The sequence below is a fragment of the Acinetobacter sp. COS3 genome, from assembly GCF_000475335.1.
Lineage (GTDB): Bacteria > Pseudomonadota > Gammaproteobacteria > Pseudomonadales > Moraxellaceae > Acinetobacter > Acinetobacter venetianus.
This window is the reverse complement of the sequence record NZ_AXCD01000078.1, coordinates 135,104-161,152: the sequence shown is the minus strand read 5'-3', so window position 1 is coordinate 161,152 and position 26,049 is coordinate 135,104. Positions and strand designations below refer to the sequence as shown.

Below are 26,049 nucleotides of genomic sequence, written 5' to 3'. Positions count from 1 at the left end.
TAAAGATTAGGCTTTTTAGCAAAACCAAATTATTTAATAAAAATTAAGCCGTTTTCTTCGCCATATTATTTTTACGAATCGTAATCATCAGCAATTGAACTGCTGCTGGGGTCACACCAGGAATACGGCTTGCTTGTGCTAATGTTTCTGGTCGTACTGTTTTTAACTTCAATGTGATTTCACGAGATAAACCTGAAATACCATCATATTCAAAATCAGCAGGGATTCGAGTTTCTTCAAGACGCTTTAATTGAGCAACATCTTCGTGCTGGCGGTTGATATAGCCTTCATATTTCACAGCAATCTCAATCTGCTCACCAACTTGCTGAGATACCTCAGAACCCGTTAATTCAGCAATTTGAGTGAAGTTAATGTTTGGACGCTTAAGCAAGTCAATCGCACTACATTCTTTACTTAAATCAGCACCTGTCATTTCAACAAACTTTTTACCCATTGGGTTGTTTGGTGCTGCCCATAAATGTTGTAGACGCGAAGTTTCACGCTCAACTGCTTCCATTTTTTCACTATAAGCAGCCCAACGTTCGTCATCAACTAAACCAAGCTCACGACCAATTTCAGTTAAACGCTGATCTGCATTGTCTTCACGCAACATCAAACGATATTCCGCGCGTGAGGTAAACATACGATATGGTTCTTTCGTTCCTAATGTAATCAAGTCATCAACGAGTACGCCCATATAAGCTTGATCACGTTTCGGCGTCCATTCTTCTTGCTCCCACGCACGGCGCGCAGCATTTAAACCAGCAAGTAAACCTTGTGCACCCGCTTCTTCATAACCCGTCGTACCATTAATCTGACCAGCGAAATATAAGTTTTGAATGGCTTTAGTTTCGAGCGTGAATTTTAATGCTTGTGGGTTAAAATAATCATATTCAATCGCATAGCCTGGACGTAGGATATGCGCATTTTCCATACCACGGATCGAACGAACTAAATTAAACTGAACGTCAAATGGCAATGACGTTGAAATACCATTTGGATAAAGCTCGTGTGTATCTAAACCTTCAGGTTCAAGGAAAACTTGATGTGAATCTTTATCTGCAAAACGATGAATTTTATCTTCAATCGATGGGCAATAACGAGGGCCAACACCTTCGATCACGCCTGTGTACATTGGTGAACGATCTAAACCACCACGAATGATTTCATGGGTTTTTTCACTTGTATGGGTAATATAGCAATTGACTTGTTCTGGGTGCATAGAGACATCACCCATAAATGACATCACAGGTGATGGAAAATCACCTGGCTGTGGAGTCATGACTGAAAAATCAACTGAACGTGCATCAATACGTGGCGGTGTACCTGTTTTCAAACGACCTACTGGTAATTTAAGTTCACGTAAACGATGAGCAAGTGCAATCGAAGGTGGATCACCTGCACGACCACCACTTGAGTTTTGTAAACCAATATGAATCACACCACCCAAGAATGTACCTGTCGTCAACACAACTGTTTTGGTATCAAAACGAATACCCATTTGTGTTACGACACCTTTAACAGTATCGCCTTCAACAATCAGGTCATCAGCCGCTTGTTGAAAAATATCCAAGTTTGCTTGATTTTCTAAGGTTTCACGAATCGCGGCTTTATAACGGACACGGTCTGCTTGTGCACGTGTTGCACGTACAGCAGCACCCTTACGTGAATTTAGGATACGAAACTGAATACCACCTTTATCAGCAGCCAACGCCATTGCGCCGCCCAATGCATCAATTTCACGTACTAAATGTGACTTACCAATACCACCGATCGCTGGGTTACAGCTCATCTGCCCCAAAGTTTCAATATTATGCGTTAACAATAATGTTTGTCTTCCCATACGTGCAGCAGCAAGTGCCGCTTCCGTACCAGCGTGACCGCCACCAATTACGATAACGTCGTAAACCTTAGGATAGTGCATAGTGGTAAATGTGTATTCAAAAAATGACAGAGTATTATACAGGAGTTTTCCATTAAATTGACAAAAATGGTCAATATTCTTGTTTTTAGCAATCCGTTGAAATGGTTGCAAAATACACAAAAAGTAACGTTATGTTGCAATTCCACCCTACTGTTAACATAGCGCCCCATAATCGGTAACTTGAACACCACTGTTTTATTTAAGGAATTTCTTATTCTAGATAATGCATAACAAATACTTTAGGAAAATGATATGAACACTAAGCTTTTATTATCATCGCTAATTTGTGGCTTATGTTTCACAGTAGCGGCACATGCAAATACCAAATCAAACACAGACCAACTCGCTCAAAAGTATGTGCAAGTATGTAAGAGCAAAAAACAAGGTGATATGGTTTCTTTTGCTCAAAAAGGTGTGATTTTCAATGGTGTTTGTCAACCAAATGACGCTGGTAAATTAGTATTCCAACCACCAATGCCCGCAAGTAATGCAATGCCTGAAACGCAAAGCAAGATTTCAGAAACACAATCCGCACCTCGCCCAGTAAGTGCGCCGATGCAGGCACCAATGCAACATCAAATGATGCAGCAACCACCAGCAATGATGGCACCATCTGGTGATATGGATCAAACTGCTCCATAAACTTATATTTTCAAAAAAGGATGCTTAAATGCATCCTTTTTTATGGATTTTGAATACATAGATAGCTTAATTTCTAAAAAAATAGCCTTAAAATTGTAATCAGCTTATTTTATTGTCCCTTTCATGGTCATGAATCTATTACAATAATCGCAAATATATTTTCTTAGGTTTTCCTGTGAACTGGCTACAAATTCATATTACTGTTGATCAAAATCAAGTTGAACTCACCGAAACATTGCTTCTTTCTTTAGGTGCTGTCAGTGTGACTTTAGACGATGCAGAAGATCAGGCTTTACTTGAACCACTACCAGGCGAAACCCCTCTTTGGAATAAAGTTATCGTTACAGGGATCTATCAACAAGACGAAGAAGATCCAATCGATGTTGATACATTAGAAGCTTTTTTAAAAGCTCAACTTCCAGATGTTCCAATGCGCCATGAGTATTTGGAAAACCAAGTATGGGAACGTGCTTGGATGGATTATTACGAGCCAATCCAAATCGGCGAAAAATACTGGATCGTGCCAGAATGGTTAGAACCACCTGAGGCAGACGCGACAAACATCAAACTTGATCCAGGTTTAGCATTTGGTACAGGTAACCATGCAAGCACCTTCTTATGCTTACAATGGTTAGGCAAAACCGATGTTAAAGACAAAATTGTCATCGATTATGGCTGTGGTTCAGGTATTTTGGGTGTTGCAGCATTGTTACTTGGTGCTAAAAAAGTTTATGCAACCGATATTGATCCACAAGCTGTGTTGGCAACAAAACAAAATGCAGAATTAAATTGCGTACTTGATCGCCTTTATGTTGGTCTCCCTGAAGAGTTTGATCAGGAGTTCAATCAACAACAAGCTGATGTGTTAGTAGCAAATATTTTAGCTGCACCACTAATGGCACTAGCGCCTGAATTCTCAACTTTAATCAAAAGTGAGGGGGAGTTCGCACTTGCAGGTGTAATCGAAGAGCAAGTTGCTGATGTTTCTAGTGTTTACTCTGAGTTTTTTGATATATTAGACATCGAAAAGCGTGAAGAAAACTGGTGTCGCATTTCAGGAAAACGCAAAACAACAATTTGAGAATACTTTTTCTTATGAGTGAAAAACAGACCCGCTGCCCCAAATGTTCAACTGTGTACAAAGTGACCCTTTCACAACTCAGCGTTGCTCAGGGCATGGTTTGTTGCCCAAAATGCATGATCAACTTCAATGCATTGACCAATCTTTTAGATTCAGAGGCGAATGAAACGGTTCCTAGCACTACGAACCGTTCACTCTTTTCATCAATACAACCAGACAGCTCATTTGCAGAAAAACAAATGCAGATATTGAGTATTTTTGATCAAAAAATTGAAAACTCAAATATCGACTTACTGACTTATTTAAATAACTTAAATTACTTTAATACCGAACCCGTTACAGCCCTTCCCAACCTAAACCTTTCGGAAGATGCCTTATTAATAGAGCACGAGCCAAATACTAAACAACACGGATGGCTTTATTACTCTTTATGGGGAATCGGCAATATTGTTTTAATTCTTGTATTTGCTTTTCAAATATTGTGGTTCAATCCAAAGCTTATGCATGAAAGCCCAGCATTGAATCGAATTTTCAATTATGCATGCGGTATTTTGACCTGCAAAACTTTAGACGAACAATACAAGTATCTCAGTTTTGAAAAAGTGAAAGTAAAACGTATCAGCAAAGATGAAACCAAGTTTTCTGGCGTGCTAATCAATCACCATGAAAACAGCATTTTGATTCCTTCTATTAAAGTTGTTCTAAAAGAAAAGGGTGAAACCATCACCGACATCACATTGAAGCCACAAGACTATCTTGTAGACAGTCTAAAAATGATTCAACGTATTCCATCAAACAGTCCTTTTAGATTCGAATTTACCATTCCAAAAAGCAAAAATAGCTTTGATGACTATAGTTTAGAAATTGTACAGCCCTAAAAGCATAAAAAAGTGACAAAAAAACAAAAAAAAGTGCAGTTAATTTGCTCACTTTTTCACAGACAGTGGTATGATACGCGCCACGAATGCTTTGACCTACATACTCCTCGTTATTTATAGACAATAAAATCGTTAAACGAACTGTGCTTCTATCCCATAAGCGCATTGTTGGTTTTTTTGTTTTTGAAAGTAGGCAGTAACAAATATTTAACTATTGTTACGCTTATTTTTTACACAAATCGAGGAATTGTGGCAAGCTAATAGTCCTTTTGTTTTAGAGTCACTGTTTTAGGATCTAAAACAGGGCTCAGTAATTTAGACCACATTTATATATCGCTTTACCCAAGCGATATTTGATTTTTCGGATTAACACGCATGAATAGCAAATCTCCTATTTTTACGGCTCAATCTGATGTCGCTCTTCGCATCCATGTAGATCGCGCAGTTCGTCATTATTTTGCACAATTGCAAGGTGAGCAACCATCTCAAGTTTATGACATGGTTTTAGCAGAAATGGAGAAACCTCTTTTATCTGTGGTCTTAGAATATACTCGTGGCAACCAAACACGTGCCGCTGAGATTTTAGGCCTTAACCGTGGAACTTTACGTAAAAAGTTAAAAGCTCACGGTTTAATGAGTGAATAATTGATAAAATGCTCACGTTCTCGTGGGCATTTTTTTATGCTTAATCTGTAGACTTCAAATTGTTGACTAAAATCATGACTATCAAACGTGCTTTAATCTCTGTCTCCGACAAAACTGGAATCGTTGAATTTGCTCAAAACCTTGTAGCTCTTGGGGTGGAAATCCTATCTACAGGCGGCACATATAAGTTGCTTAAAGACAACAACATCGCCGTAGTAGAAGTTTCAGAACATACAGGTTTCCCAGAAATGATGGATGGTCGTGTAAAAACACTTCATCCCAAAATTCATGGTGGCATCTTAGCTCGTCGTGGTCTGGACGAAGCTGTGATGCAAGAACACAACATTGATCCGATTGATCTTGTGATTGTGAATCTTTATCCATTTGCTGCAACTGTTGCAAAACCAAACTGCTCTCTTGCTGATGCAATCGAAAATATTGATATCGGTGGCCCAACAATGGTTCGTGCAGCCGCGAAAAACCATGCTTCAGTTGGTATTATCGTAAATGCATCTGACTATGACAGCGTCATTGCTGAATTAAAAGCAAATGGTTCATTGTCATACGAAACGCGTTTCGATTTAGCTGTTAAAGCATTTGAACACACTGCTCAATACGATGGCATGATTGCGTCTTACCTAGGTGCACGTGTTGGTAAAGTTGAAGGTGAAGCTGACTTATTCCCTCGTACTTTCAATACTCAATTGAATAAAGCACAAGATTTACGTTACGGTGAAAATCCTCACCAAAATGCAGCATTCTATGTAGAAGAAAATGCAAAAGAAGCATCTGTTTCTACTGCGAAGCAATTACAAGGTAAAGAACTCTCTTATAACAATATTGCAGATACTGATGCAGCACTTGAATGTGTGAAATCATTTGCGAAGCCTGCTTGTGTGATTGTAAAACATGCAAACCCTTGTGGTGTCGCAGTTTCATTAGATGGCATCAAAGCAGCTTACGATCTTGCTTATGCAACTGATCCAGAATCTGCTTTTGGTGGCATCATTGCATTTAACCGTGAATTAGATACTGCAACTGCACAAGCAATTGTAGATCGTCAATTCGTTGAAGTGATCATCGCACCAAGCATTGCTGATGGCGTACTTGAAATCACAGGCGCGAAAAAGAATGTCCGTGTGATGGTATGTGGTGACCTTCCAGCAATTGACGCTCGTGCTCCACAACTTGACTATAAACGTGTAAACGGCGGTTTGTTGGTTCAAGACCAAGACTTAGGCATGATCACGAAAGATGACCTCAAGGTTGTAACTAAGCGTGCGCCAACTGAACAAGAAATTGATGACCTTATCTTTGCTTGGAAAGTTGCAAAATACGTGAAATCAAATGCAATTGTTTATGCGAAAAACCGTCAAACAATCGGTGTTGGTGCAGGTCAAATGAGCCGCGTGAACTCTGCTCGTATTGCTGCGATCAAAGCTGAACATGCTGGTTTAGTGGTTGAAGGTGCAGTTATGGCATCAGATGCATTCTTCCCATTCCGTGATGGTATTGATAACGCTGCAAAAGCAGGTATCAAATGTATCATCCAACCAGGTGGTTCTATGCGCGACGAAGAAACGATTGCTGCAGCAGATGAAGCTGGAATTGCAATGGTCTTCACTGGTATGCGCCACTTCCGTCACTAATAGATTTAAAAAATCCCTCTTGCGATGTTTTAGTTGCATCTCAAGGGGGAATTTTCTATTTTTAGTGGATGTACTTGAGATACTTAAAAAGGAAATAAATTAATAATGAATATTTTAGTTTTGGGTAGCGGTGGCCGTGAACATGCACTTGCATGGAAAATCGCACAAGATGCACAAGTGACTAAAGTTTTTGTTGCGCCAGGCAATGCAGGCACTGCAACTGAAGACAAATGTGAAAACGTTGACCTTGATATTTTAAACAACCCAGCGATCATTGATTTTGCTAAAGCCAATGATGTTGCACTGGTGGTTGTTGGTCCAGAAGCACCGTTAGTCAACGGCGTTGTTGATGCTGCTCGTGAAACGGGTGTTAAAATTTGGGGTCCAACTCAATATGCTGCGCAACTTGAGGGTTCAAAAGCATTTGCTAAGCATTTCTTAAAACGCCATAACATTCCAACCGCTTTTTATGATGTATTTACAGAAGTAGATGCAGCTAAAGCCTACGTTGAACAAAATGGTGCACCAATTGTTATTAAAGCTGATGGTCTTGCGGCAGGTAAAGGCGTTATCGTTGCAATGACCAACGAAGAAGCTTTTGCAGCAATTGATGACATGCTTGCAGGTAACAAATTTGGTGATGCGGGTTCTCGTGTTGTGATCGAACAGTTCCTTGCTGGTGAAGAAGCAAGTTTTATCTGCATGATTGATGGTAAAAACATTCTTCCAATGGCAACTTCACAAGACCACAAGCGTATCTTTGAAGGTGATCAGGGTCCAAATACAGGTGGTATGGGTGCTTATTCCCCTGCTCCTGTTGTAACTGCTGATGTCTTCGAACGCGTCATGAATGAAGTTATGCGCCCAACTGTCGAAGGCATGGCCGCTGATGGTCATGTGTATACGGGTTTCTTATACGCAGGCTTAATGATTGATGAACAAGGTCAACCTCGTGTCATCGAGTTTAACTGTCGTTTTGGTGATCCTGAAACCCAACCGATTATGATGCGTTTAAAATCGTCTCTTGTTGATTTAGTTGAAGCTGGTATTGATGGTAACTTACCGAGCGAAGCTGAATGGGATGAACGTAAGTCAATTGGTATCGTACTTGCAGCTGAAGGTTATCCTGAAACTGTACGTAAAGGTGATGTGATTTCTGGTATCGGACAATCTCCTGAAGATACAAAAATCTTCCATGCTGGCACAGCAACCACCGAAGATGGTCACATCATTACTGCGGGTGGACGTGTACTTTGCGTCACAGCATTAGGTGATACTGTACTCGAAGCCCAAATTAATGCACTAGAAGTTTGTGGACAAGTGACATTCACAGGTATGCAATATCGTAGCGACATCGGCTATCGCGCAATTGCACGTGAAAAAGCCGAATAAGCTATTCTCTAAAGAGGCCTTCTTCGGAAGGCTTTTTTATTCCTGAAAATGCATAAAAACAAATTCTATATTCATTATTTAGATATAAAATTCAGAAAAATATATATCCATTATTCCACTGATTCAGTTCAATATCTTTTCTGAAAAATTTATAAAACTATCATCCATTTATGTTTACTATGAATGCAATTTCCCTCAAATAATCATATTCTTATACGCTTTAGTCCAATTTACGCCCCTATAACCTTATGTAAATTGTTGGTATGATTGCCCAAATTTTAGATGTTGTTTTTTTGTTAAACCAATGATCTTTTACATTTATTTCAAATAATTAAGACATTGTAGTTTAGGGATTGAATTACAGCTAGATCCAAATTTGATGATAAAAATAATATGAAGTTTCTATTGTTCAAATAAGTTGTATTAAATTTGAACATGAATATTCATCTATTTTTATAATGTTGCAAGACGCAGATTTTAAAAGCAATTCACATGAATGTTTATGCATGATGCTAATTTGCAACATACAAAATTATTGCAATCACTAATGCTAGAGAAATTCGAACTTTCTCAACATTATTTCGATTAGGATTTATACATGAAAAAGCTGATTGGTCTTTTTTTAAGTGTATCTGTGTTATTGCTTGCAGCGTGCAGCAAACAACCAGATACAGCATCGACTGAACAAAAAGGTGATGCTGGCGCGTTGCAAACTGTTGTAATTGCTTCTACTGGTTCTGATGCTGACATTTGGCGTTATATCGCAACATTACCTGAAACCAAAGCTGCTGGCGTTAAATTAGAAATTAAAAACTTCACAGACTATGTTGCAATGAATACCGCAGTTGCAAACAAAGAAGTTGATTTAAATGCATTCCAATCTTATGCATATCTTGTTGCTTTCAATGCGGCAAATAAAGATAAGATTGCACCTGTTTCAACAACTTACTTAGAACCAATGGGTATCTACTCAAGCAAAGTGAAAAAAGTTGAAGAGTTTGCAGAAGGCGCAACCATTGCGATTCCAAATGATGGTGCGAATGAATCACGTGCTTTATTGCTTTTACAAAGTGCTGGCTTAATCAAATTAAAAGCTGATTTCGACCCTGTAAAAGGCACACCTGCTGACATCATTGAAAATAGCAAGAAAATCGTAATTAAACCAATTCAAATGGCAACTGCTGTTCGTGTTAAAGACGAAGTGGATGCGATTTTGTTAGGTAATACGCTTGCAATGGAAGGTGGTTTAAACGTTCTTAAAGATGCAATCTTCTACGAACCAATCGATCAAAGCACGAAATTAAATGTGAACGTTTTAGCAACTGCAGAATCACGTAAAGATGATGCTGTATTGCAAAAGGTTGGTGCGTTGTATCACACCGAAGCTGTTAAGCAATATGTACAAGAACATTTTGCTGGTACTAAGGTTGACGTGAACAAACCAACAAGCTATCTCACAGAAGCAAATTCGTAATATAATCTTCTCAACGAAACAGGCAAAGTGACTTTGCCTGTTTTTTCTTTTTTGCTTAGTATTGACGAACATGATCCAATTTAAAAACATTTCGAAACACTATCAGCTAAAAGGTCAGACGATTAATGCGTTAGACCAAATTAATTTAGAAATTCCTGAAGGTAGTATCTTTGGGATTATTGGCTATAGTGGTGCAGGTAAAAGTACGTTAATTCGTTTGATTAATTTGCTAGAGCGCCCATCACAGGGACAAGTCATTATTAATCAAAAAGACTTTACTGCAATGGATGCGCGTACACTTCGTCAAGAACGTGCAAATATCGGCATGATCTTTCAGCACTTCAATTTATTGCAAACAAAGACTGTCTCTGAAAATATTGAAATGCCGCTTAAATTACTTGGGCATAGTAAGGTTGAGCGTGAAAAGCGCTTAGCAGAATTATTAGATTTTATCGATTTAAAACATAAGAAAGATGCCTATCCTGATGAATTATCAGGAGGTCAAAAGCAACGTGTAGGTATTGCTCGTGCGCTTGCCAATCATCCTAAAATTCTACTCTGTGATGAAGCAACGTCTGCGCTTGACCCACAAACGACCAAATCTGTTTTAGCCTTATTAAAAAAGATCAACCAAGAGCAAAACATCACGATTGTGATGGTAACACATGAGATGGATGTCATTGAATCAGTGTGTGATTATGTCGCGGTGATGGAATCAGGTCATGTGATTGAAACAGGTTCAACACTCGATATCTTTAGCCAGCCCCAACATCCAACGACTAAAACATTTATTCAGACCGTGTTACAGCAACAACTCCCTGTCAATATTCTAAATAACCTTGAGCATAAGCATCATAAGAGTATCTATAACCTCCAGTTCTTAGGGACTTCAGCTCAAGAAACCGTTATTCAAGCGGTGATTAAACAATTTGATTTAAGCCTCAATATTCTTTTTGCCAATATGACTGAAATTAACGGAACTGTTATTGGCCAGATGTTTATTCAGCTCTTAGGTGATCCAAATATTATTCAGGAAGCAATTAAATTCCTTGAACAGCAAGGCGTTAAAGTTGAACAATCTGGAGTAAGCCAATGAGAGACTTCATCGTACAATGGCTAACAGAAGTCACAGCACCATTTTGGCATAGCTCACTGTCAATAGATCAATTCGTAACAGCTTTACAAGAAACCTTTCAAATGGTGTTCTTCTCATTGTTGTTTGGTTGTATTTGGGGATTGATCCAAGGCATTACATTAGTCGTAACACGCAGTGGCGGTATTTTACAAAATCGCGCGGTTTATTATTTTCTTAATCCAATTGTGAATGCGCTACGTTCATTGCCTTTCATTATTTTACTGATTGCAGTCATTCCATTAACCAAAATGATCGTAGGCACATCGATTGGAACATGGGCCGCGATTGTACCGTTAACGATTTATGTTGGTCCTTATCTCGGCCGTTTGATTGAAACTTCTTTACTAGAAGTAAATGAAGGTATTGTTGAATCCGCTCAAGCGATGGGTGCATCGCCTTGGCAAATCATTTTTAAGTTTATTATCCCTGAAGCTCGTAGTTCTCTAATCCTTAACTTAACGACTGGTACGATTTCTCTTATCGGTGCAACAGCGATGGCCGGAGCAATCGGTGCAGGTGGTATAGGTGATTTGGCAATCTCTTATGGCTATCAACGCTTCGATACTAGTGTTGTGATTTTAACAGTTATTGTTTTATTACTTTTGGTCCAGATGGTGCAAATGCTTGGAGATTGGTTAGCCAAATTACGTTAATCAAGCTCAATAAAAAAGCACTCTTGTTTGAGTGCTTTTTTATTTCAGCTCTCTATGGAAAATAGATTTCATTCGCAGCCTTAAAGGTATTGACATGCAATGGAACTAAATCTTCAAGTTCCTGATACCCTCCCGCCAACACAAACAACATCGGAATTTTCATTTTCTTTGCCATTTCAAAAACCAATCGATCTCGTTCAAACAACAACTCTGTTGTAAACCATTTAGAACCATATTTATCCAGTTGATGACAATCCATCCCTGCCTGATAAATTATAAGATCCGCCTCCCAACGGGAAGCATAATTAAACGCTTCAAAGATCGCTTCTCGATAGAGATCAAAATTGCCTTGTTTAGGATGAATATATCGAGTCAGACTACGTTCATTTGCTTTACAGCCAAAACGAATACCAAAAATACCGAAGTTGACTAGATTGGTCATTCGATTAGTAAATATTGCTGTACCATCGCCACCATGCTGATCGCAATCAAGAATAAAGATTCTTTTTTCAGGGAATTGCTTTGCAACAAGCGCTAAACCATTGAATGTACAATATGCCGCACCAGACTCATAACTTGCATGATGAAAACCTTGTGCAATATTTGCAGCAATACCTTCTTTTAATGCGTTTTCCGCACCCAATAACTGCCCTGCCTGAACAGATAAAATCGCATCACGTAATTGCGTATTCCAAGGCTTAAAACCTTGCACCGTCGCAAAAGCAGATTCACCAGAGATAAAAGCGTCAACATATTGCGGATTGTGCAATTTCTTTAAAATTTCTACATCAATCAGCCCAGGATCAATGAGCTCAACCATTTTATTTTCATACAGCACATCCGCAACTGCGGTCAATTTTTCCATGCTGTTGGTATGCGTGTGAGCATAATAACGCGGAGAATAACAAGCTTTTAGCATGGATATCCTACGCATATTTGATCTTGAGCAATTTCCATGAGTTGGCTCAACTCAGTTGTATCTGGTCGGAATAGCCCATTATCGACTTGCTGCTTAAAATGATAACCAAATGCGCGTGCGCGGTTGTGCGGAGAAACCGCTAAAGTGGTTAATCGTAAAAACCAAAAACCGTTCATTTGTGAAATAGGAATAACATAACCTTTGTATTGCTGATTCTGATGTTTGTCCAAACGATCTAAATCATAATTTGCAGAGAATAGACTCCCTGCAGGTAATCTCACACCATTCATCATTAACGGCACTAAGCTGATACAAGAGTGATTGTCCCCCATATTCATCTTTTCCATCATAATCGGCTGATCTTGCTCATCTACAAAGATATTGATTTCACCCTGTCTGAGTAACCGATGATGTGCAATACGTAAGAAGAATTTTTCCGCCATTGGGCATGAGCCTACTTTTGGCTTTTCCTCCAAAGACTCACACTCAATCATTTCTAAATTTTTAGCATCTTGCGGAAGAATAATATCCGCGAGTAACTGACAAATTAAAATACTTTCTTCAAGTTCAGCATGTTGATACAAGGTTCGTAAAGTCGCTTGAAAATCAACTTCCTGCTTTAAATTTTGTGTAAATGTTTCTTGCGGATTGAATTTTCCTAGGCAAGTTTGCACATCTGGATTCGTGTCCAAGTTGCGCCAAGTTCCTAGCTCCAAACCATATAAAGAAGCTTGATTTAAAATATTCTTTAAACCCTTAGTTTCATATTCCTCAAAAATTCTAAGGTCTTGAAAACCAATCAGATCACGCGGTTGAGAAACAAATTCTGCAATCACACGTGTTGCTTGAGTATAACCACAGCCCCGACGCTCAGTTTGGTGACTAAAGTGCTCATTCAACATTTCGGTAAGCTTGGCAGACAAAGGGTGTAAATATTTTTTGAAGATAACAACAACTTCATGATCTACCAAATCAGACATAACTTCCCTCACTTTCTTCTTATGATTTCCCTACATTCGATCTTATGCATTCACTCTATACTTATCTTATTCACTGTAATCTTTTAAATTATTTAGCTTAAATTAAATATCTGATATTCGAGTCAAGATCAATGTAAATCATTAACTTATAAACCTTTTATATCATCTTTATTCAAAATACTATACTTGTCAACTATAAAGATAATGGCTGATTTCAGTCGTCATATACTGCCCTAAAAAGTCAGTAAAACACATCGAACTCCTACAGCTTTTGCACTATGAATCTTTTACACTTAAACTAATACAATCGGTTAAATTTCATAATTAGCCGCACAATAACCTCTTGAAACAAAGATTTAGGATTCGGCTATGCATTATAAAATTCATGCAATTGACGTTAAAAACGCCTTAAAAAATTATATTTGGTTATTGGAAGATACACATACCAAAGAAGTTGTTGTCATTGATCCTACTGAGGCACATCTTGTGACGCAGTTCTGCGCCGAGCATCAATTGCAATTAAAGCAAATATGGCTGACGCATTGGCATCGCGATCATACGGATGGAGTTTCAGGCTTATTGGCAGATCAAAATATTCCTGTTTATGGCCCTCGCGATGAGCTAAGTAAAATATCTTTAATTTCCAATCCATTACAAAACAATGATCATTTTCACTTTAATCATCTAAAAATCGAGATTATAGCAACCCCTGGTCACACTCTCGGTCATATCACCTATTTTATTGAAGAAATCGACAGCTTATTCTGTGGAGATACACTATTTGCGATGGGTTGTGGTCGTTTATTCGAAGGGACTGCCGAGCAAATGTATCATTCACTCAATCGGCTCGCAGCTTTGCCCATTCAAACCAAAGTGTATTGTACACATGAATATACATTAGCGAATGCCGAGTTTGCCTTAACCGTTGAACCACATAATGTCGCGTTACAAGAACGCTTTAGAGAAGTTCAAGCACTAAGAGATGCGGGGCGAATCACACTGCCAAGTACAATTGAATTAGAGCTAGAAACTAACCCTTTCCTACGCACAGAAAGTGCTGAAGACTTTGCTCGAATTCGCAGTTTGAAAGATCAGTTCTAAACAAGAAATTACATGTTGCGCATTCATTTTTCACTTTAGCAATAAAGTGAAAAATGAAATTATTTTTTACATCTTTAAATACAAAAAATTTAACAATAGCAACTGTTTATTTTACCACCACTCTTTATTTTACATTTAAAATACAAATACATATAAAATATATTTTTAAGATGATCTTTTTTTAATTACTTCAGTTTTACAATATTTACAAGCCGAAAAATAAATATATGCATCACCCCTTTAAAAATTTTCAAGACACCCTTATTAATAATTACAAGTTCACAAGGAGTTCTGCTATGAAAAACAGAGTTGTTAAAGCAAAAAATTTAGTCGCTTTTCGTATTTGGTTAGAGAAATTAGGATATTCAGTTAAAAACTTAGCAGACAATCGTGGTTTTACTTTTAGTTTTAAAAAAGAATATGGTTTGGTGACATGTGATCTTTCTGGAAATGCTTTAGCCATGCAACTTGGCGAAGAGTTCGAAGATCATTTAAAAGCATAATGGTAAATGTTGATAATTAGGGTTTCAAAAGGATAAGAAACCCTAAAATGTGAATAACAATTTTTCTTTTATCTTTCCTCGCTGCAATCTCTCATTTTCTGACCATCTGTCATAAAAATAACATTGGAACAAAAGTGATTTCCAAGTATTATATTGCCCTAGTCGAGGGATGCTGCGACAAGTGATCGGTACTAAAGATCAATTTGCCAGGCTCGACGATCGGTTAAACATTCGCTTTAACCAACAACGGCATCCGCGAACAGAATGATCCATACTATTTTTTCTAGGAGATCCTGATGAACGCGGTGAATGCTTCATTTACAGATTATAAAGTTGCTGATATTTCCCTTGCTGACTACGGTCGTAAAGAAATCAAACTTGCTGAAGCAGAAATGCCAGCTTTGATCGGCTTACGTAAACGTTATTCAGCTGCTAAGCCTCTTGCGGGCGCAAAAATCTTGGGTTGTATCCACATGACAATCCAAACTGCTGTTTTAATTGAGACATTAGTTGAGCTTGGTGCAGAAGTTCGTTGGACATCTTGCAACATCTTCTCTACTCAAGACCATGCTGCTGCTGCGATCGCTGCAAATGGTGTTCCAGTATTTGCTTGGAAAGGTGAAACTGAAGAAGAATACGTTTGGTGTTTAGAACAACAGATCAATGTTAATGGTCAGCCTTGGGATGCCAACATGATCTTGGATGATGGCGGTGACTTAACTGCGCTTGTTCATGAAAAATACCCTGCGCTTTTAGAACGTATTCACGGTATTACTGAAGAAACAACGACAGGTGTTCAGCGTCTGTTAGAAATGTGGAAAGATGGTTCACTTAAAGTTCCAGCAATCAATGTCAACGATTCAATCACAAAATCTAAGAACGACAACAAATACGGCTGCCGTCATTCATTAAATGATGCAATCAAACGCGCGACTGATATGTTGCTTTCTGGTCGTCGTGCGCTTGTGATTGGTTACGGTGACGTTGGCAAAGGTTCTGCTCAATCTTTACGCCAAGAAGGCATGATCGTTCGTGTGACTGAAGTTGATCCAATCTGTGCAATGCAAGCATGTATGGATGGTTACGAAGTTGTATCTCCATACAAAAATGGCGTACAAACTGGTAAGAAAGAAGACATCAACCATGATCTATTAGGTAACACTGATCTTGTTGTGACCACAACGGGTAACTACCATGTTTGTGACTCAGCAATGTTAGATAGCTTAAAAGCGGGTGCAGTTGTTTGTAACATCGGTCACTTTGATACTGAAATCGACACAGCTTACCTTCGTGGTTATAAGTGGGTTGAAGTTAAACCACAAGTACACCAAGTGTATCGTTCAGAAGATGAAAGCAATTATCTGATCCTTCTTTCTGAAGGGCGTTTAGTGAATCTCGGTAATGCAACAGGTCATCCATCTCGTATTATGGATGGTTCTTTTGCGAACCAAGTCTTAGGTCAAATGCATTTGTTCGCTGAAAAATTTGCTGATTTGCCTGCTGACCAAAAACAAGCTGCGATTCGCGTAGAAGTTCTTCCTAAGAAATTAGATGAAGAAGTTGCTGCTGCAATGGTTGTTGGTTTTGGTGGTGTGTTGACACAATTAACTCAAGTTCAAGCAGATTACCTCGGTGTTCCTGTAGAAGGTCCATTCAAATCTGACGCTTACAAGTACTAAGAAATAGAGGGCAGACGTTTTACGGACTGCCCTTTTTTCTAAAATTTCTAAGCAATTTTAAAAAGGATTTGAAATGACGAAACGTGTTCCTATTTCTTTTGAATTTTTCCCACCAAAAACTGATGCAGGTGCAGAAAAATTACGTGTTGTTCACCAAGAGCTAAAATTGCTCAATCCAGAGTTCTTCTCCATCACTTATGGTGCTGGTGGTTCTACTCGTGAACGAACTTTAGCTGCAATTGATGACTTTAATGGTAAAGGCACGCCTGTTGCACCTCACCTGTCTTGTATCGGTGATGATAAAGCTCGTATCGCTGAGTTACTCGATTTGTATAAGTCTCAAGGCATTGATCGCATCGTTGCGCTACGTGGTGATTTACCATCAGGACAAGTTGGTCTTGGCGAACTCCCTTATGCGCAAGACCTTGTACGTTTTATTCGTGAGCATTCTGGCGATCACTTCCATATCGAAGTAGCAGCTTATCCAGAAATGCATCCACAAGCAGAAAGCTTCGATGCAGACATCAAACGTTTTGTAGAAAAAGTTCAAGCGGGTGCAAATGCGGGAATTACTCAATTCTTCTTCAATCCAGATGCTTATTTCTATTTTATTGAACGTCTAGCAAAAGCTGGGGTAAATATCCCAATCGCACCTGGCATCATGCCAATTACCAATGCAAGTAACTTAATCCGATTTGCAGATGGAACGGGCGCAGAGATTCCACGTTGGATTCGCAAACAACTTGCTGCCTATGGCGATGACAGTGCAAGTATTAAAGCATTTGGTCATGAAGTGATTGTGAAGCTTTGTGAGCGTTTAATTGCGGGTGGCGCACCAACACTTCACTTCTACTCAATGAACCAAACAGAACCAACTCGACAACTCGTTGTTGATCTTGGTTTGAACTAATTTGTAAGAGCCGTACCTAAGCATGAATCGTTTTTATATCGAAACTGAATTAAATACTGGAAATACAATCGAATTAACAGAATCAGTATTTCATCATTGGGTACGTGTGCTTCGAGCAAAAGAGCAAGAACAAGCCATCTTTTTCAATGGGAAAGGTGGTGAATACCTCGTAACACTCACTGAAATTAATAAGAAAAATGCCTTTGTTTCGGTTGATCAATTTAATGAGTTAGATCGAACTGCACCATTTAACGTAATTTTAGGTCAAGTCATGAGCAAAGGTGATCGCATGGATTATGCGATTCAGAAAGCAACTGAACTTGGTGTTACAACGATTCAACTCTTAACCAGTGACCGCTGCGAAATGCGTCTAAAATATGATCGAGATCAAAAAAAATTAGACCATTGGCAATCTGTTGCTATCGCGGCCTGCGAACAATGTGGATTAAATAAAGTTCCCCAAATTCTTCCGCCGATTGCGCTGAATGATTGGGTAAAATCTGGATTACCTACATCTCGTTTTGTGCTTGCACCAAATAAAAATCAAGAAAATGTCTTGCTAAAAAGTGACAATCATCTTGCTTTACTTATTGGCCCAGAAGGCGGTTTAAGTGAAGTAGAAATTGAAACTGCCAACCAAAACAATTTTCAAAACTGGTGTATTGGAGATCGTGTTTTAAGGACTGAAACCGCTCCAGTCGTTGCTTTATCTATTTTAAATTATCACTTCAGCATCAAACCATGATTGGCATTGCTTTCGATTTGGTTTAGCTGTAATTTAAAATAAAACGCTATTGTGTTTACAAAAAAACATAGACTGTAAACATAGATAAAAAATTAAAAGGACTATTCTTTATATGTTAGGGGATCAGGAAAAAAATTTGCCACAATTTATCTATACGGATCAAATTAATTATCCTAATCATGTACGTTTATTTGTCATAAGCGTCTTTTGCCTCACCCTTTTGGATTATGTTTTATTTGGATTTTTTTATTCATTTAACCTAAACGTTTTTTCAATTTGGACCGCACTAACACTCATTGTTCTACTTGTTTTTTACGCTGTCTGCCATGTTTCTTTAAAACAATATTCATCTGTCCGCTATGCAAAAAAAACCAATTTAATTTTTCAGGTTATTTGTTTCGTAACAGGCTTACTTCTAGGCTCGGGTGCAATCATCATTAATTACTTTTTAGCCAAAGATGTTCCAAACATTTCAAGCCCGCATATTTTAACGTTAACCGCCTTTCTACTGACATCGTCGCATATTATTGCACTTACTTTTTTAACGCAGCATATCCGCTATTTCTTCTTATTTTTTATTCCAAGTATCAGCCCCTTAGTTATTTCGCAGCTATTGCATAAAGATCAAGAACACACTCTTTTTTATATAGCTTACTACCTCTCATTTTTCGCAACTTTGCTATGCGCTCAGGCGACATTCAAAATCCATAAACGTCTATTCCAAGTACTAGAGAAAAATAAACAACTAATTGATGTAGCAGAACAGCACAATCAATGGACAGAAGAGTTATGTCAACAGTTGCAACGTGAAGTTAACAAGTCCAAAGACATCGAAGCACAATTACAATTTAATAATCACCTATTAGAACAAAAGGTACGTGAACGGACATTTGATCTCACTGAAATGAACGAGAGCCTTCAAGAGCATCGACAAAACTTAGCTTTTGCCCATGAAACAGCAGGTATCCGCCCATGGGATTGGAATTTAGAAAACCACACTGTCGGCATTACTAACTCACATCTCAAAGAAGTAACTCGAAATTCAGAAAATCATTATTCACTACTCGAAAAAATTGTTCATCCTGATGATGCTGATCGTGTTAAAAATACGCTCTACAATCACTTATGCGGTTTAAATGATCGTTATGAGGAAACCTTTCGAATCAAGCGTCCGAATGGTGAATGGTCTTGGATTCATGATGTAGGACAAGTCATCCAAAGAAACCCTAAAGATGGAACTCCACTTCGTATGGTTGGTATTCATCGTGATATTAATCAAGAAAAAAAAGATCAAGAAAGACTTAAGCTTGCAGCAAGTGTATTTGAACAAGCCTCTGAAGGTATTTTCATTTTAGATGACAACTTCCACTATTTAGAAATCAACCCAAAATACGAACAACTGACTGGTTTAGATAAACAATTTATTTTAAATAAACATATTTTTGAAATTACTAAGCAAAGTAAGCAGCACCATCTTAATTTTCATCTTTCGATCCTTGATACATTATTTGAAGAGCATGAGTATGAAGGTGAATATCAAGAAACCTATGTTTCAGAAAAATCATGTTTCTTGTGGATGCATATCAACGCGGTTAAAGATGAAGCAGATCGTGTTATTAATTATATCGGTATTGTTTCAGACCAAACTGAACGTAAGCATCAAGAGCAACGCCTGTCTTATTTAACCAATTACGATACCCTCACCGATCTACCAAATCGTTTTTATTATCACCAACAACTGCATCAATACTTGGTAAATGAAGCTTCAATCCAACATCTTGCCGTCATTCGTCTCAATATTGACCGCTTCAGAGCACTGAATGAACTGCTAAGCAATCAAGCAGGTAATGAGCTATTAAAACAAGTGGCACAGCGTTTGCGTATCAGTAATATTGATGCATTGCTGGTTGCACATTTAAGTGCAGATGACTTTGCCATCATTTATGAAATGTCGCCGATTCATCCGCCAATTCACCAACTCTGCAACAATATTGTCGAGGCATTCAGCAAACCGTTTTATATTGCTGATCAAGAATACGTTGTCAGTATCTCTATTGGTGTTGCAATCTACCCAGAACATGGTAGACAAGTTGATAATTTAAATACTCATGCAGAGCAAGCCCTCACTGAGGCAAAGCGTTTAGGCGGCAACACGATTCGATACTATTCAACTGAACGAAGCAATTTTGTTGCTAAACATACAGATTTAGAGTTAGACCTTAGAAAAGCAATTCAGAATAATGAGCTAGTTGTCTATTATCAGCCAAAAATTACAGCACAATCCTCTCATATCAGTGGTTTTGAAGCCTTAATTCGTTGGAACCATCCAACTAAAGGTTTGATCATGCCTGACATTTTTATCCCATTAGCAGAAAGTACCAGTTTAATTTCTGATATTGGCCGATTTGTCTTATATGAAGCGGCTAAGCAACTTCAGATATGGAAAAACTTAGGTTTTGCTGATATTCACGTTGCAGTAAATATCGTTGCACAACAGATTTTACGTGGCCAATTACTACATGATATTGATGACGTACTCGAACAATATGCAATATCTGGTGAAAACTTAGAACTAGAAATCACTGAGTCAGCTTTTTTAGAAAATACTGAAAGTGTTAAAACAGTTTTATGTGCCATTAAAGAACGTCATATTTCCATTGCACTGGATGACTTTGGAACAGGTTATTCATCACTCGCGTACTTAACCGAATATCCAATTGACATTTTAAAAATTGACCGCGCGTTTATTTCAAAAATTGGCAATCCAAAACAGGATGCGATAGTTAATGCCATGATTGCAATGGGAAGAACGATTGGCTTAAAAGTCGTAGCAGAAGGTGTTGAAACTGAACAACAACGAGATTATTTGAAGCGACAAAATTGTGACATATTACAGGGTTACTTATTTGCGAAGCCGTTAACGGCTGCACATGCAACAGAGTTTCTTCAAAAACATATGCAACTGTCAACCGCAAGATATTCCATTTAAAAGTAAATTTAGAGCATTTTGACAGTTTATTTTACGCTGATTATAGATTGTCAATACGCATCAGGTTCACTGAAAATAAGCTTTTTTGACTGTGCGAAAGCATGAACTAGTGCTATATTCTTGTGCACTTATCTTAATATAATAATTAGACATATATATGCCTGATTATTATCGGAACAATCGAGACTCAGATGGACGATCAATCTTTAAAACAAGCCGCTTTGTATTACCATGAATTTCCAACTCCAGGAAAAATCAGTGTGACACCTAGCAAGCAGCTCGTTAACCAACGAGATTTAGCGCTTGCGTATTCCCCTGGTGTTGCTGCTCCATGTTTGGAAATCGAACGTGACCCTTCAACTGCTGCAAAATATACAGCACGTGGCAATCTGGTCGCCGTCGTAAGTAATGGTACTGCTGTGCTTGGTTTAGGAAATATTGGTCCTCTAGCATCTAAACCAGTAATGGAAGGAAAAGGTGTACTTTTCAAGAAATTTGCTGGCGTAGATGTTTTTGATATCGAAATTGCTGAAAATGATCCAGATAAAATTGTTGATATCGTTGCTTCGTTAGAACCAACTTTTGGTGGTATCAACCTTGAAGACATCAAAGCACCCGAATGTTTCTACATTGAGAAAAAATTACGTGAACGCATGAAAATTCCTGTGTTCCATGATGACCAACACGGTACAAGTATCATTGTAGGTTCTGCGTTATTAAATGCTTTGCAAATCGTGAATAAGAAAATTGACGAAATCAAAATCGTTGCTTCTGGTGCAGGTGCTGCTGCCCTTTCTTGTTTAGATTTACTTTGTGCTTTGGGCGTTAATAAAAAGAACATCGTGGTTGCGGACTCTCGTGGTCTACTTACAACTTCACGCGAAGGACTTGACGACTCTAAAAAACGTTATGTTCAAGATATTCAAGCGAAGCAATTACACGAAGTAATGGCTGGTGCTGATATGTTCTTAGGCTTATCTGCTGCAGGTATCTTAACCAAAGAAATGGTTAAAGAAATGGCAGAAAATCCAATCATTTTTGCTCTTGCAAACCCAGATCCAGAAATTCTTCCTGAGCATGCACATGAAGTTCGTCCTGATGTAATTATGGCAACAGGTCGTTCAGATTACCCGAACCAAGTAAACAATGCACTTTGCTTCCCATACATCTTCCGTGGTGCACTTGATGTGGGTGCAACAACGATTAACGAAGAAATGAAAATTGCTTGTGTTCACGCAATTGCACGTATGGCGCACGTTGAAGCTGATGCAGCAACATATGGTGAGAAATCTGCTTCATTTGGACGTGATTACTTAATTCCACGTCCACTTGATCAACGCTTGATTTTAGAAATTGCACCAGCAGTTGCTAAAGCAGCCATGGATTCTGGTGTTGCATCACGTCCAATCGAAGATTTTGCAGCATATCGTCAAAGACTTTCAGAGTTTGTTTATAACTCTGCATTCTTGATGAAGCCTATTTTCTCTCAAGCAAAAACTGATCCTAAACGTATCGCTTATGCTGAAGGTGAAGATGAGCGTGTATTACGTGCTGTACAAATTGCAGTTGATGAAGGTCTTGCTAAACCAATCTTAGTAGGTCGCACAACGGTAATTGAAGCCAATATCAAAAAATTAGGCTTACGTTTGCAACACGGTGTGAATATTGAAATCGTTGATCAAGAACAAAATCCGTTATACGAAGAGTTCTGGAAAGACTATTATCAAACAATGCAACGCAAAGGTGTAACTGTCGAATACGCTCAACGTGAAGCTCGTCGTCGTTCAACACTGATTGCTGCATTATTGGTAAAATTCGGTAAAGCTGACGGTATGCTTTGTGGTACGTACAGTAGTTATGACATTCATTTAGATTTCGTACGTAATGTAATTGGTTTAAAAGCAGGTCGTAGCACTTTCTTCACTCTGAATGCATTGATGCTTGAAGATCGTAATTTATTCATTGCAGACACCTATGTAAATACGAATCCAACTGCTGAGCAGCTTGCTGAAATGACTATCTTAGCTGCTGAAGAAGTTCGTCGTTTCGGTATAACACCGCGCGTTGCGCTACTTTCTCACTCTAGCTTTGGTAGTGATCAATTTGATCCAAGCGCTCAGAAAATGCGTGAAGTTCACCGCCTTCTTACTGAACAAGCTCCAGAACTTGAAGTTGAAGGTGAAATGCATGGTGATGCAGCATTAGATGAAAGCATTCGTCACTTTGCCTTCCCTAATTCACGCTTCAAAGGTTCTGCAAACCTATTGATTATGCCTAACTTAGATGCTGCAAACATTTCATTCAACTTGTTGAAAGCAACATCTGGTAATAACGTAACAATCGGTCCAATCCTTTTAGGCGCAGCAAAACCTGTTCATATCCTTACACCAACGACAACAACACGTCGTTTAGTGAATATGACTGCGTTGACTGTTGCTGAAATCCAACAAAGTCAAAACTAATTATCTTAAGCGAAGCTTTTCGAGAAAAGCCTCGCTTAATGCTTGAGAAAACCTCTATTCTGTAGCATGATTGTGTGAAGAATAGAGGTTTTTTCATGCAAGTTTATTTAGTAGGCGGTGCTGTTCGAGATCATTTACTCGGCCATCCCTATCACGAAAAAGATTATGTAGTTGTTGGTGCTACCCCAGAACAATTATTAGCTGAAGGCTACCAACCTGTTGGAAAAGATTTTCCCGTTTTCTTACATCCCAAAACAAAAGAAGAATACGCACTTGCTCGCACTGAGCGTAAGTCAGGTGTGGGTTATCATGGTTTTCAATTTTTTACAGATACCACTGTTAAACTTGAAGAGGATCTGATTCGTCGAGATCTCACGATTAATGCAATGGCGATGGATGAAAATGGCACTGTCTATGACCCTTACGGTGGTCAACAAGACCTTGAACGGAAAATCTTACGCCATGTCTCTGATGCCTTTATAGAAGATCCATTGCGCGTGCTTCGTGTTGCACGTTTTGCAGCACGCTATGCAGCTTATGGCTTCAAAATTGCTGATGAGACTATCCAGTTGATGAAGAATATTGCAAAGACTGGTGAGCTAGACGCACTTACTCCTGAACGTGTATGGAAAGAAACATCTCGTGCATTGATGGAAGACCAAGCTGATGTCTATTTTCAAACGCTAAAAGAATGCGATGCCTTAAAAATATTATTTCCTGAAATTGATGCCCTGTTTGGCGTTCCACAGCGCCCTGAATATCACCCTGAGATTGATTGTGGTATACACACTTTGATGGCATTGAAAGAAGCATGTAAAGCAAACTATGCGTTAGAAGTCCGCTTTGCAGTACTTGTACATGATTTAGGGAAAGCTCTTACTCCTGTTGATGAATTACCAAGACATATCATGCATGAAGAACGCGGCTTAAAGCCAGTTACAGATATATGTGATCGCTTGAAAGTTCCAACTCTGTTAAAAAATCTTGCACTAATTGTGTGTAAAGAACATCTAAAATGCCACCAAGCTAAAAATCTAAAACCGGGTACACTATGGCGGCTACTACAACGTTTGGATGTTCTTCGTAAACCTGAGAAAGTTGAAGCTTTTGTGCAAGCATGTGAATGTGATGCAAGAGGTCGCTTAGGATTAGAGACTCGCCCCTATCCTCAGGCTAAATACATTCTTGATGCAATGGAAATCGTCAGAAATATTCGTGCACAAGATCTACCATCTGACATTCAAGGCGCTGAAATAGGTGAAATGCTGATTCAATATCGAATTGAAGCTTTAGCTAAATACAAAGAACAATACGGCGAATAATTTTCTTTTTGATCTTATTGAAATAAAAAACCCAGTCAAAGACTGGGTTTTTTTTAACTTTTACTAAATCAGTAAAAATTATTGTGCAGCAGCAGCGGCTTGAGCAGCAGCAACTTCATCAGCAAAGCTCATTTCAGCTTTTTTCTCAATACCTTCACCCACTTCGAAGCGAACGAATTGAGCTACAACAGTACCAGTTGCTTTTAATACATCAGCAACTTTCTTGTCGTTATCGATAACATACATTTGACGATCAAGAGCAACTTCGTTCAAGTACTTTTCAACTGAACCAGTAACCATTTTCTCAACGATGTTCGCTGGCTTACCAGATTCTAATGCTTTCGCTTCAGCAATTTCTTTCTCTTTAGCGATTAAGTCAGCTGGAACAGCTTCAGCATTTACTGCAACTGGGTTGAACGCAGCAACGTGCATTGCAATACCTTTACCAGTGTCAGCATCACCTGTGTAAGAAACAACAACACCGATTTTTAAACCGTGCTTGTAAACAGCCAAGTTTTCGCCTTCAACGATTTGAGCACGACGAACTTGAATGTTTTCACCAATTTTTTGAACCAATGCAACACGAGCTTCTTCTACAGTTGCGCCGTCTTCAAGCTTAAGTTCAGCAATTTTCGCAGCATCAGTTTCATTTGCAGCAAGTGCAGCAGTCGCAACTTTATCAGAGAAGCTTTTGAAGTTTTCGTCTTTAGCAACGAAGTCAGTTTGACAGTTAACTTCAACAAGAATTGCTTTGTTACCGTTTTGAATAATAGTGATCGCGCCATCAGCAGCAATGTTACCTGCTTTTTTAGCAGCTTTTGCTTGACCTGATTTACGAAGGTTATCAATTGCAAGTTCGATGTCACCGCCTGCTTCTGTTAATGCTTTTTTGCATTCCATCATTGCAAGACCAGTACGGTCACGTAATTCTTTTACCATGCTCGCAGTAACTGCAGTCATGTTGAT

The 26,049-nt window shown here is 38.6% G+C and carries 21 protein-coding genes; 17 read left to right on the top strand and 4 right to left on the bottom strand.

The genetic code is table 11. The annotated features are described in order from the left end of the window. Positions 1 to 43: 43 nt before the first annotated feature. Positions 44 to 1,924, bottom strand: coding sequence for a tRNA uridine-5-carboxymethylaminomethyl(34) synthesis enzyme MnmG (mnmG, locus tag IO68_RS32770; protein ID WP_004878581.1), 1,881 nt, complete (start codon positions 1,922 to 1,924; stop codon positions 44 to 46). Between the two features lie 252 nt (positions 1,925 to 2,176). Between mnmG and IO68_RS32765 the strand changes: the two genes are divergently transcribed. The 9 genes from IO68_RS32765 to IO68_RS32725 all read left to right on the top strand — a co-directional run bounded on the left by IO68_RS32765 (position 2,177) and on the right by IO68_RS32725 (position 11,473). Further along, complete coding sequence (locus IO68_RS32765; RefSeq protein WP_004878577.1) at positions 2,177 to 2,566, top strand: hypothetical protein; 390 nt, start codon at positions 2,177 to 2,179, stop codon at positions 2,564 to 2,566. 175 nt (positions 2,567 to 2,741) lie between these two features. Beyond that, positions 2,742 to 3,647 (top strand): 50S ribosomal protein L11 methyltransferase, encoded by a 906-nt coding sequence (gene prmA, locus IO68_RS32760; RefSeq protein WP_023014320.1) that lies wholly within the window; start codon positions 2,742 to 2,744, stop codon positions 3,645 to 3,647. Positions 3,648 to 3,661: 14 nt separating this feature from the next. Then, positions 3,662 to 4,525 (top strand): DUF3426 domain-containing protein, encoded by an 864-nt coding sequence (locus IO68_RS32755; RefSeq protein WP_004878574.1) that lies wholly within the window; start codon positions 3,662 to 3,664, stop codon positions 4,523 to 4,525. A gap of 375 nt (positions 4,526 to 4,900) precedes the next feature. Continuing rightward, positions 4,901 to 5,170, top strand: a complete 270-nt coding sequence (gene fis, locus IO68_RS32750) for a DNA-binding transcriptional regulator Fis (protein ID WP_001086304.1) — start codon at positions 4,901 to 4,903, stop codon at positions 5,168 to 5,170. Between the two features lie 74 nt (positions 5,171 to 5,244). Then, on the top strand, positions 5,245 to 6,819 hold the full coding sequence (gene purH, locus IO68_RS32745; protein WP_004878570.1) for a bifunctional phosphoribosylaminoimidazolecarboxamide formyltransferase/IMP cyclohydrolase: 1,575 nt from the start codon (positions 5,245 to 5,247) through the stop codon (positions 6,817 to 6,819). A gap of 105 nt (positions 6,820 to 6,924) precedes the next feature. Next, entirely contained in the window at positions 6,925 to 8,211 is a 1,287-nt protein-coding gene (gene purD, locus IO68_RS32740) for a phosphoribosylamine--glycine ligase (protein WP_023014319.1), read from the top strand. 598 nt (positions 8,212 to 8,809) lie between these two features. After that, positions 8,810 to 9,685 carry a MetQ/NlpA family ABC transporter substrate-binding protein gene (locus IO68_RS32735; RefSeq protein ID WP_019384086.1) on the top strand — a complete coding sequence of 292 codons (876 nt, stop codon included), beginning with the start codon at positions 8,810 to 8,812 and terminating at the stop codon, positions 9,683 to 9,685. 70 nt (positions 9,686 to 9,755) lie between these two features. After that, positions 9,756 to 10,781: a methionine ABC transporter ATP-binding protein gene (locus IO68_RS32730; RefSeq protein ID WP_023014318.1), complete on the top strand. Its 1,026-nt coding sequence runs from the start codon at positions 9,756 to 9,758 to the stop codon at positions 10,779 to 10,781. Then, entirely contained in the window at positions 10,778 to 11,473 is a 696-nt protein-coding gene (locus tag IO68_RS32725) for a methionine ABC transporter permease (RefSeq protein WP_023014317.1), read from the top strand. The genes IO68_RS32730 and IO68_RS32725 overlap by 4 nt, the downstream gene beginning before the upstream one ends. Before the next feature lie 52 nt (positions 11,474 to 11,525). Here the strand turns inward: IO68_RS32725 and IO68_RS32720 are convergent, their stop codons facing one another. Together IO68_RS32720 and IO68_RS32715 are read right to left on the bottom strand one after the other, a co-directional pair. Then, positions 11,526 to 12,392: a histone deacetylase gene (locus tag IO68_RS32720; RefSeq protein ID WP_023014316.1), complete on the bottom strand. Its 867-nt coding sequence runs from the start codon at positions 12,390 to 12,392 to the stop codon at positions 11,526 to 11,528. Then, complete coding sequence (locus tag IO68_RS32715; protein WP_023014315.1) at positions 12,386 to 13,372, bottom strand: hypothetical protein; 987 nt, start codon at positions 13,370 to 13,372, stop codon at positions 12,386 to 12,388. The genes IO68_RS32720 and IO68_RS32715 overlap by 7 nt, the downstream gene beginning before the upstream one ends. A gap of 369 nt (positions 13,373 to 13,741) precedes the next feature. Between IO68_RS32715 and gloB the strand changes: the two genes are divergently transcribed. From gloB to IO68_RS32675, 8 genes are all read left to right on the top strand, one after another. Continuing rightward, positions 13,742 to 14,473 (top strand): hydroxyacylglutathione hydrolase, encoded by a 732-nt coding sequence (gloB, locus tag IO68_RS32710; protein ID WP_023014314.1) that lies wholly within the window; start codon positions 13,742 to 13,744, stop codon positions 14,471 to 14,473. Between the two features lie 296 nt (positions 14,474 to 14,769). Next, entirely contained in the window at positions 14,770 to 14,976 is a 207-nt protein-coding gene (locus IO68_RS32705) for a hypothetical protein (protein WP_004878555.1), read from the top strand. Between the two features lie 296 nt (positions 14,977 to 15,272). Then, on the top strand, positions 15,273 to 16,655 hold the full coding sequence (gene ahcY / locus IO68_RS32700; RefSeq protein WP_023014313.1) for an adenosylhomocysteinase: 1,383 nt from the start codon (positions 15,273 to 15,275) through the stop codon (positions 16,653 to 16,655). A gap of 73 nt (positions 16,656 to 16,728) precedes the next feature. Beyond that, positions 16,729 to 17,565, top strand: a complete 837-nt coding sequence (gene metF / locus IO68_RS32695) for a methylenetetrahydrofolate reductase [NAD(P)H] (RefSeq protein WP_019384081.1) — start codon at positions 16,729 to 16,731, stop codon at positions 17,563 to 17,565. 22 nt (positions 17,566 to 17,587) lie between these two features. After that, complete coding sequence (locus IO68_RS32690) at positions 17,588 to 18,310, top strand: 16S rRNA (uracil(1498)-N(3))-methyltransferase (protein ID WP_023014312.1); 723 nt, start codon at positions 17,588 to 17,590, stop codon at positions 18,308 to 18,310. A gap of 112 nt (positions 18,311 to 18,422) precedes the next feature. Beyond that, positions 18,423 to 21,299 (top strand): EAL domain-containing protein, encoded by a 2,877-nt coding sequence (locus IO68_RS32685; RefSeq protein ID WP_023014311.1) that lies wholly within the window; start codon positions 18,423 to 18,425, stop codon positions 21,297 to 21,299. A gap of 191 nt (positions 21,300 to 21,490) precedes the next feature. After that, complete coding sequence (locus IO68_RS32680) at positions 21,491 to 23,761, top strand: NADP-dependent malic enzyme (protein ID WP_007479288.1); 2,271 nt, start codon at positions 21,491 to 21,493, stop codon at positions 23,759 to 23,761. Between the two features lie 95 nt (positions 23,762 to 23,856). Beyond that, on the top strand, positions 23,857 to 25,083 hold the full coding sequence (locus tag IO68_RS32675) for a multifunctional CCA addition/repair protein (RefSeq protein ID WP_023014310.1): 1,227 nt from the start codon (positions 23,857 to 23,859) through the stop codon (positions 25,081 to 25,083). A 78-nt stretch (positions 25,084 to 25,161) separates the two neighbouring features. On the opposite strand, the gene tsf is transcribed toward IO68_RS32675, so the two are convergent. After that, positions 25,162 to 26,043, bottom strand: a complete 882-nt coding sequence (gene tsf, locus IO68_RS32670; RefSeq protein ID WP_004878544.1) for a translation elongation factor Ts — start codon at positions 26,041 to 26,043, stop codon at positions 25,162 to 25,164. Positions 26,044 to 26,049 lie beyond the last annotated feature (6 nt).

What these genes read in the sequence shown, in the direction of transcription:
- mnmG (WP_004878581.1), bottom strand. Translation starts at nt 1,924, where the DNA reads ATGCACTATCCTAAGGTTTACGACGTTATCGTAATTGGTGGCGGTCAC.
- IO68_RS32685 (WP_023014311.1), top strand. Translation starts at nt 18,423, where the DNA reads ATGTTAGGGGATCAGGAAAAAAATTTGCCACAATTTATCTATACGGAT.
- fis (WP_001086304.1), top strand. Translation starts at nt 4,901, where the DNA reads ATGAATAGCAAATCTCCTATTTTTACGGCTCAATCTGATGTCGCTCTT.
- metF (WP_019384081.1), top strand. Translation starts at nt 16,729, where the DNA reads ATGACGAAACGTGTTCCTATTTCTTTTGAATTTTTCCCACCAAAAACT.
- IO68_RS32705 (WP_004878555.1), top strand. Translation starts at nt 14,770, where the DNA reads ATGAAAAACAGAGTTGTTAAAGCAAAAAATTTAGTCGCTTTTCGTATT.
- IO68_RS32765 (WP_004878577.1), top strand. Translation starts at nt 2,177, where the DNA reads ATGAACACTAAGCTTTTATTATCATCGCTAATTTGTGGCTTATGTTTC.
- IO68_RS32720 (WP_023014316.1), bottom strand. Translation starts at nt 12,392, where the DNA reads ATGCTAAAAGCTTGTTATTCTCCGCGTTATTATGCTCACACGCATACC.
- IO68_RS32725 (WP_023014317.1), top strand. Translation starts at nt 10,778, where the DNA reads ATGAGAGACTTCATCGTACAATGGCTAACAGAAGTCACAGCACCATTT.
- IO68_RS32715 (WP_023014315.1), bottom strand. Translation starts at nt 13,372, where the DNA reads ATGTCTGATTTGGTAGATCATGAAGTTGTTGTTATCTTCAAAAAATAT.
- IO68_RS32730 (WP_023014318.1), top strand. Translation starts at nt 9,756, where the DNA reads ATGATCCAATTTAAAAACATTTCGAAACACTATCAGCTAAAAGGTCAG.
- ahcY (WP_023014313.1), top strand. Translation starts at nt 15,273, where the DNA reads ATGAACGCGGTGAATGCTTCATTTACAGATTATAAAGTTGCTGATATT.
- purD (WP_023014319.1), top strand. Translation starts at nt 6,925, where the DNA reads ATGAATATTTTAGTTTTGGGTAGCGGTGGCCGTGAACATGCACTTGCA.
- IO68_RS32755 (WP_004878574.1), top strand. Translation starts at nt 3,662, where the DNA reads ATGAGTGAAAAACAGACCCGCTGCCCCAAATGTTCAACTGTGTACAAA.
- purH (WP_004878570.1), top strand. Translation starts at nt 5,245, where the DNA reads ATGACTATCAAACGTGCTTTAATCTCTGTCTCCGACAAAACTGGAATC.
- IO68_RS32735 (WP_019384086.1), top strand. Translation starts at nt 8,810, where the DNA reads ATGAAAAAGCTGATTGGTCTTTTTTTAAGTGTATCTGTGTTATTGCTT.
- IO68_RS32675 (WP_023014310.1), top strand. Translation starts at nt 23,857, where the DNA reads ATGCAAGTTTATTTAGTAGGCGGTGCTGTTCGAGATCATTTACTCGGC.
- tsf (WP_004878544.1), bottom strand. Translation starts at nt 26,043, where the DNA reads ATGACTGCAGTTACTGCGAGCATGGTAAAAGAATTACGTGACCGTACT.
- gloB (WP_023014314.1), top strand. Translation starts at nt 13,742, where the DNA reads ATGCATTATAAAATTCATGCAATTGACGTTAAAAACGCCTTAAAAAAT.
- IO68_RS32680 (WP_007479288.1), top strand. Translation starts at nt 21,491, where the DNA reads ATGGACGATCAATCTTTAAAACAAGCCGCTTTGTATTACCATGAATTT.
- IO68_RS32690 (WP_023014312.1), top strand. Translation starts at nt 17,588, where the DNA reads ATGAATCGTTTTTATATCGAAACTGAATTAAATACTGGAAATACAATC.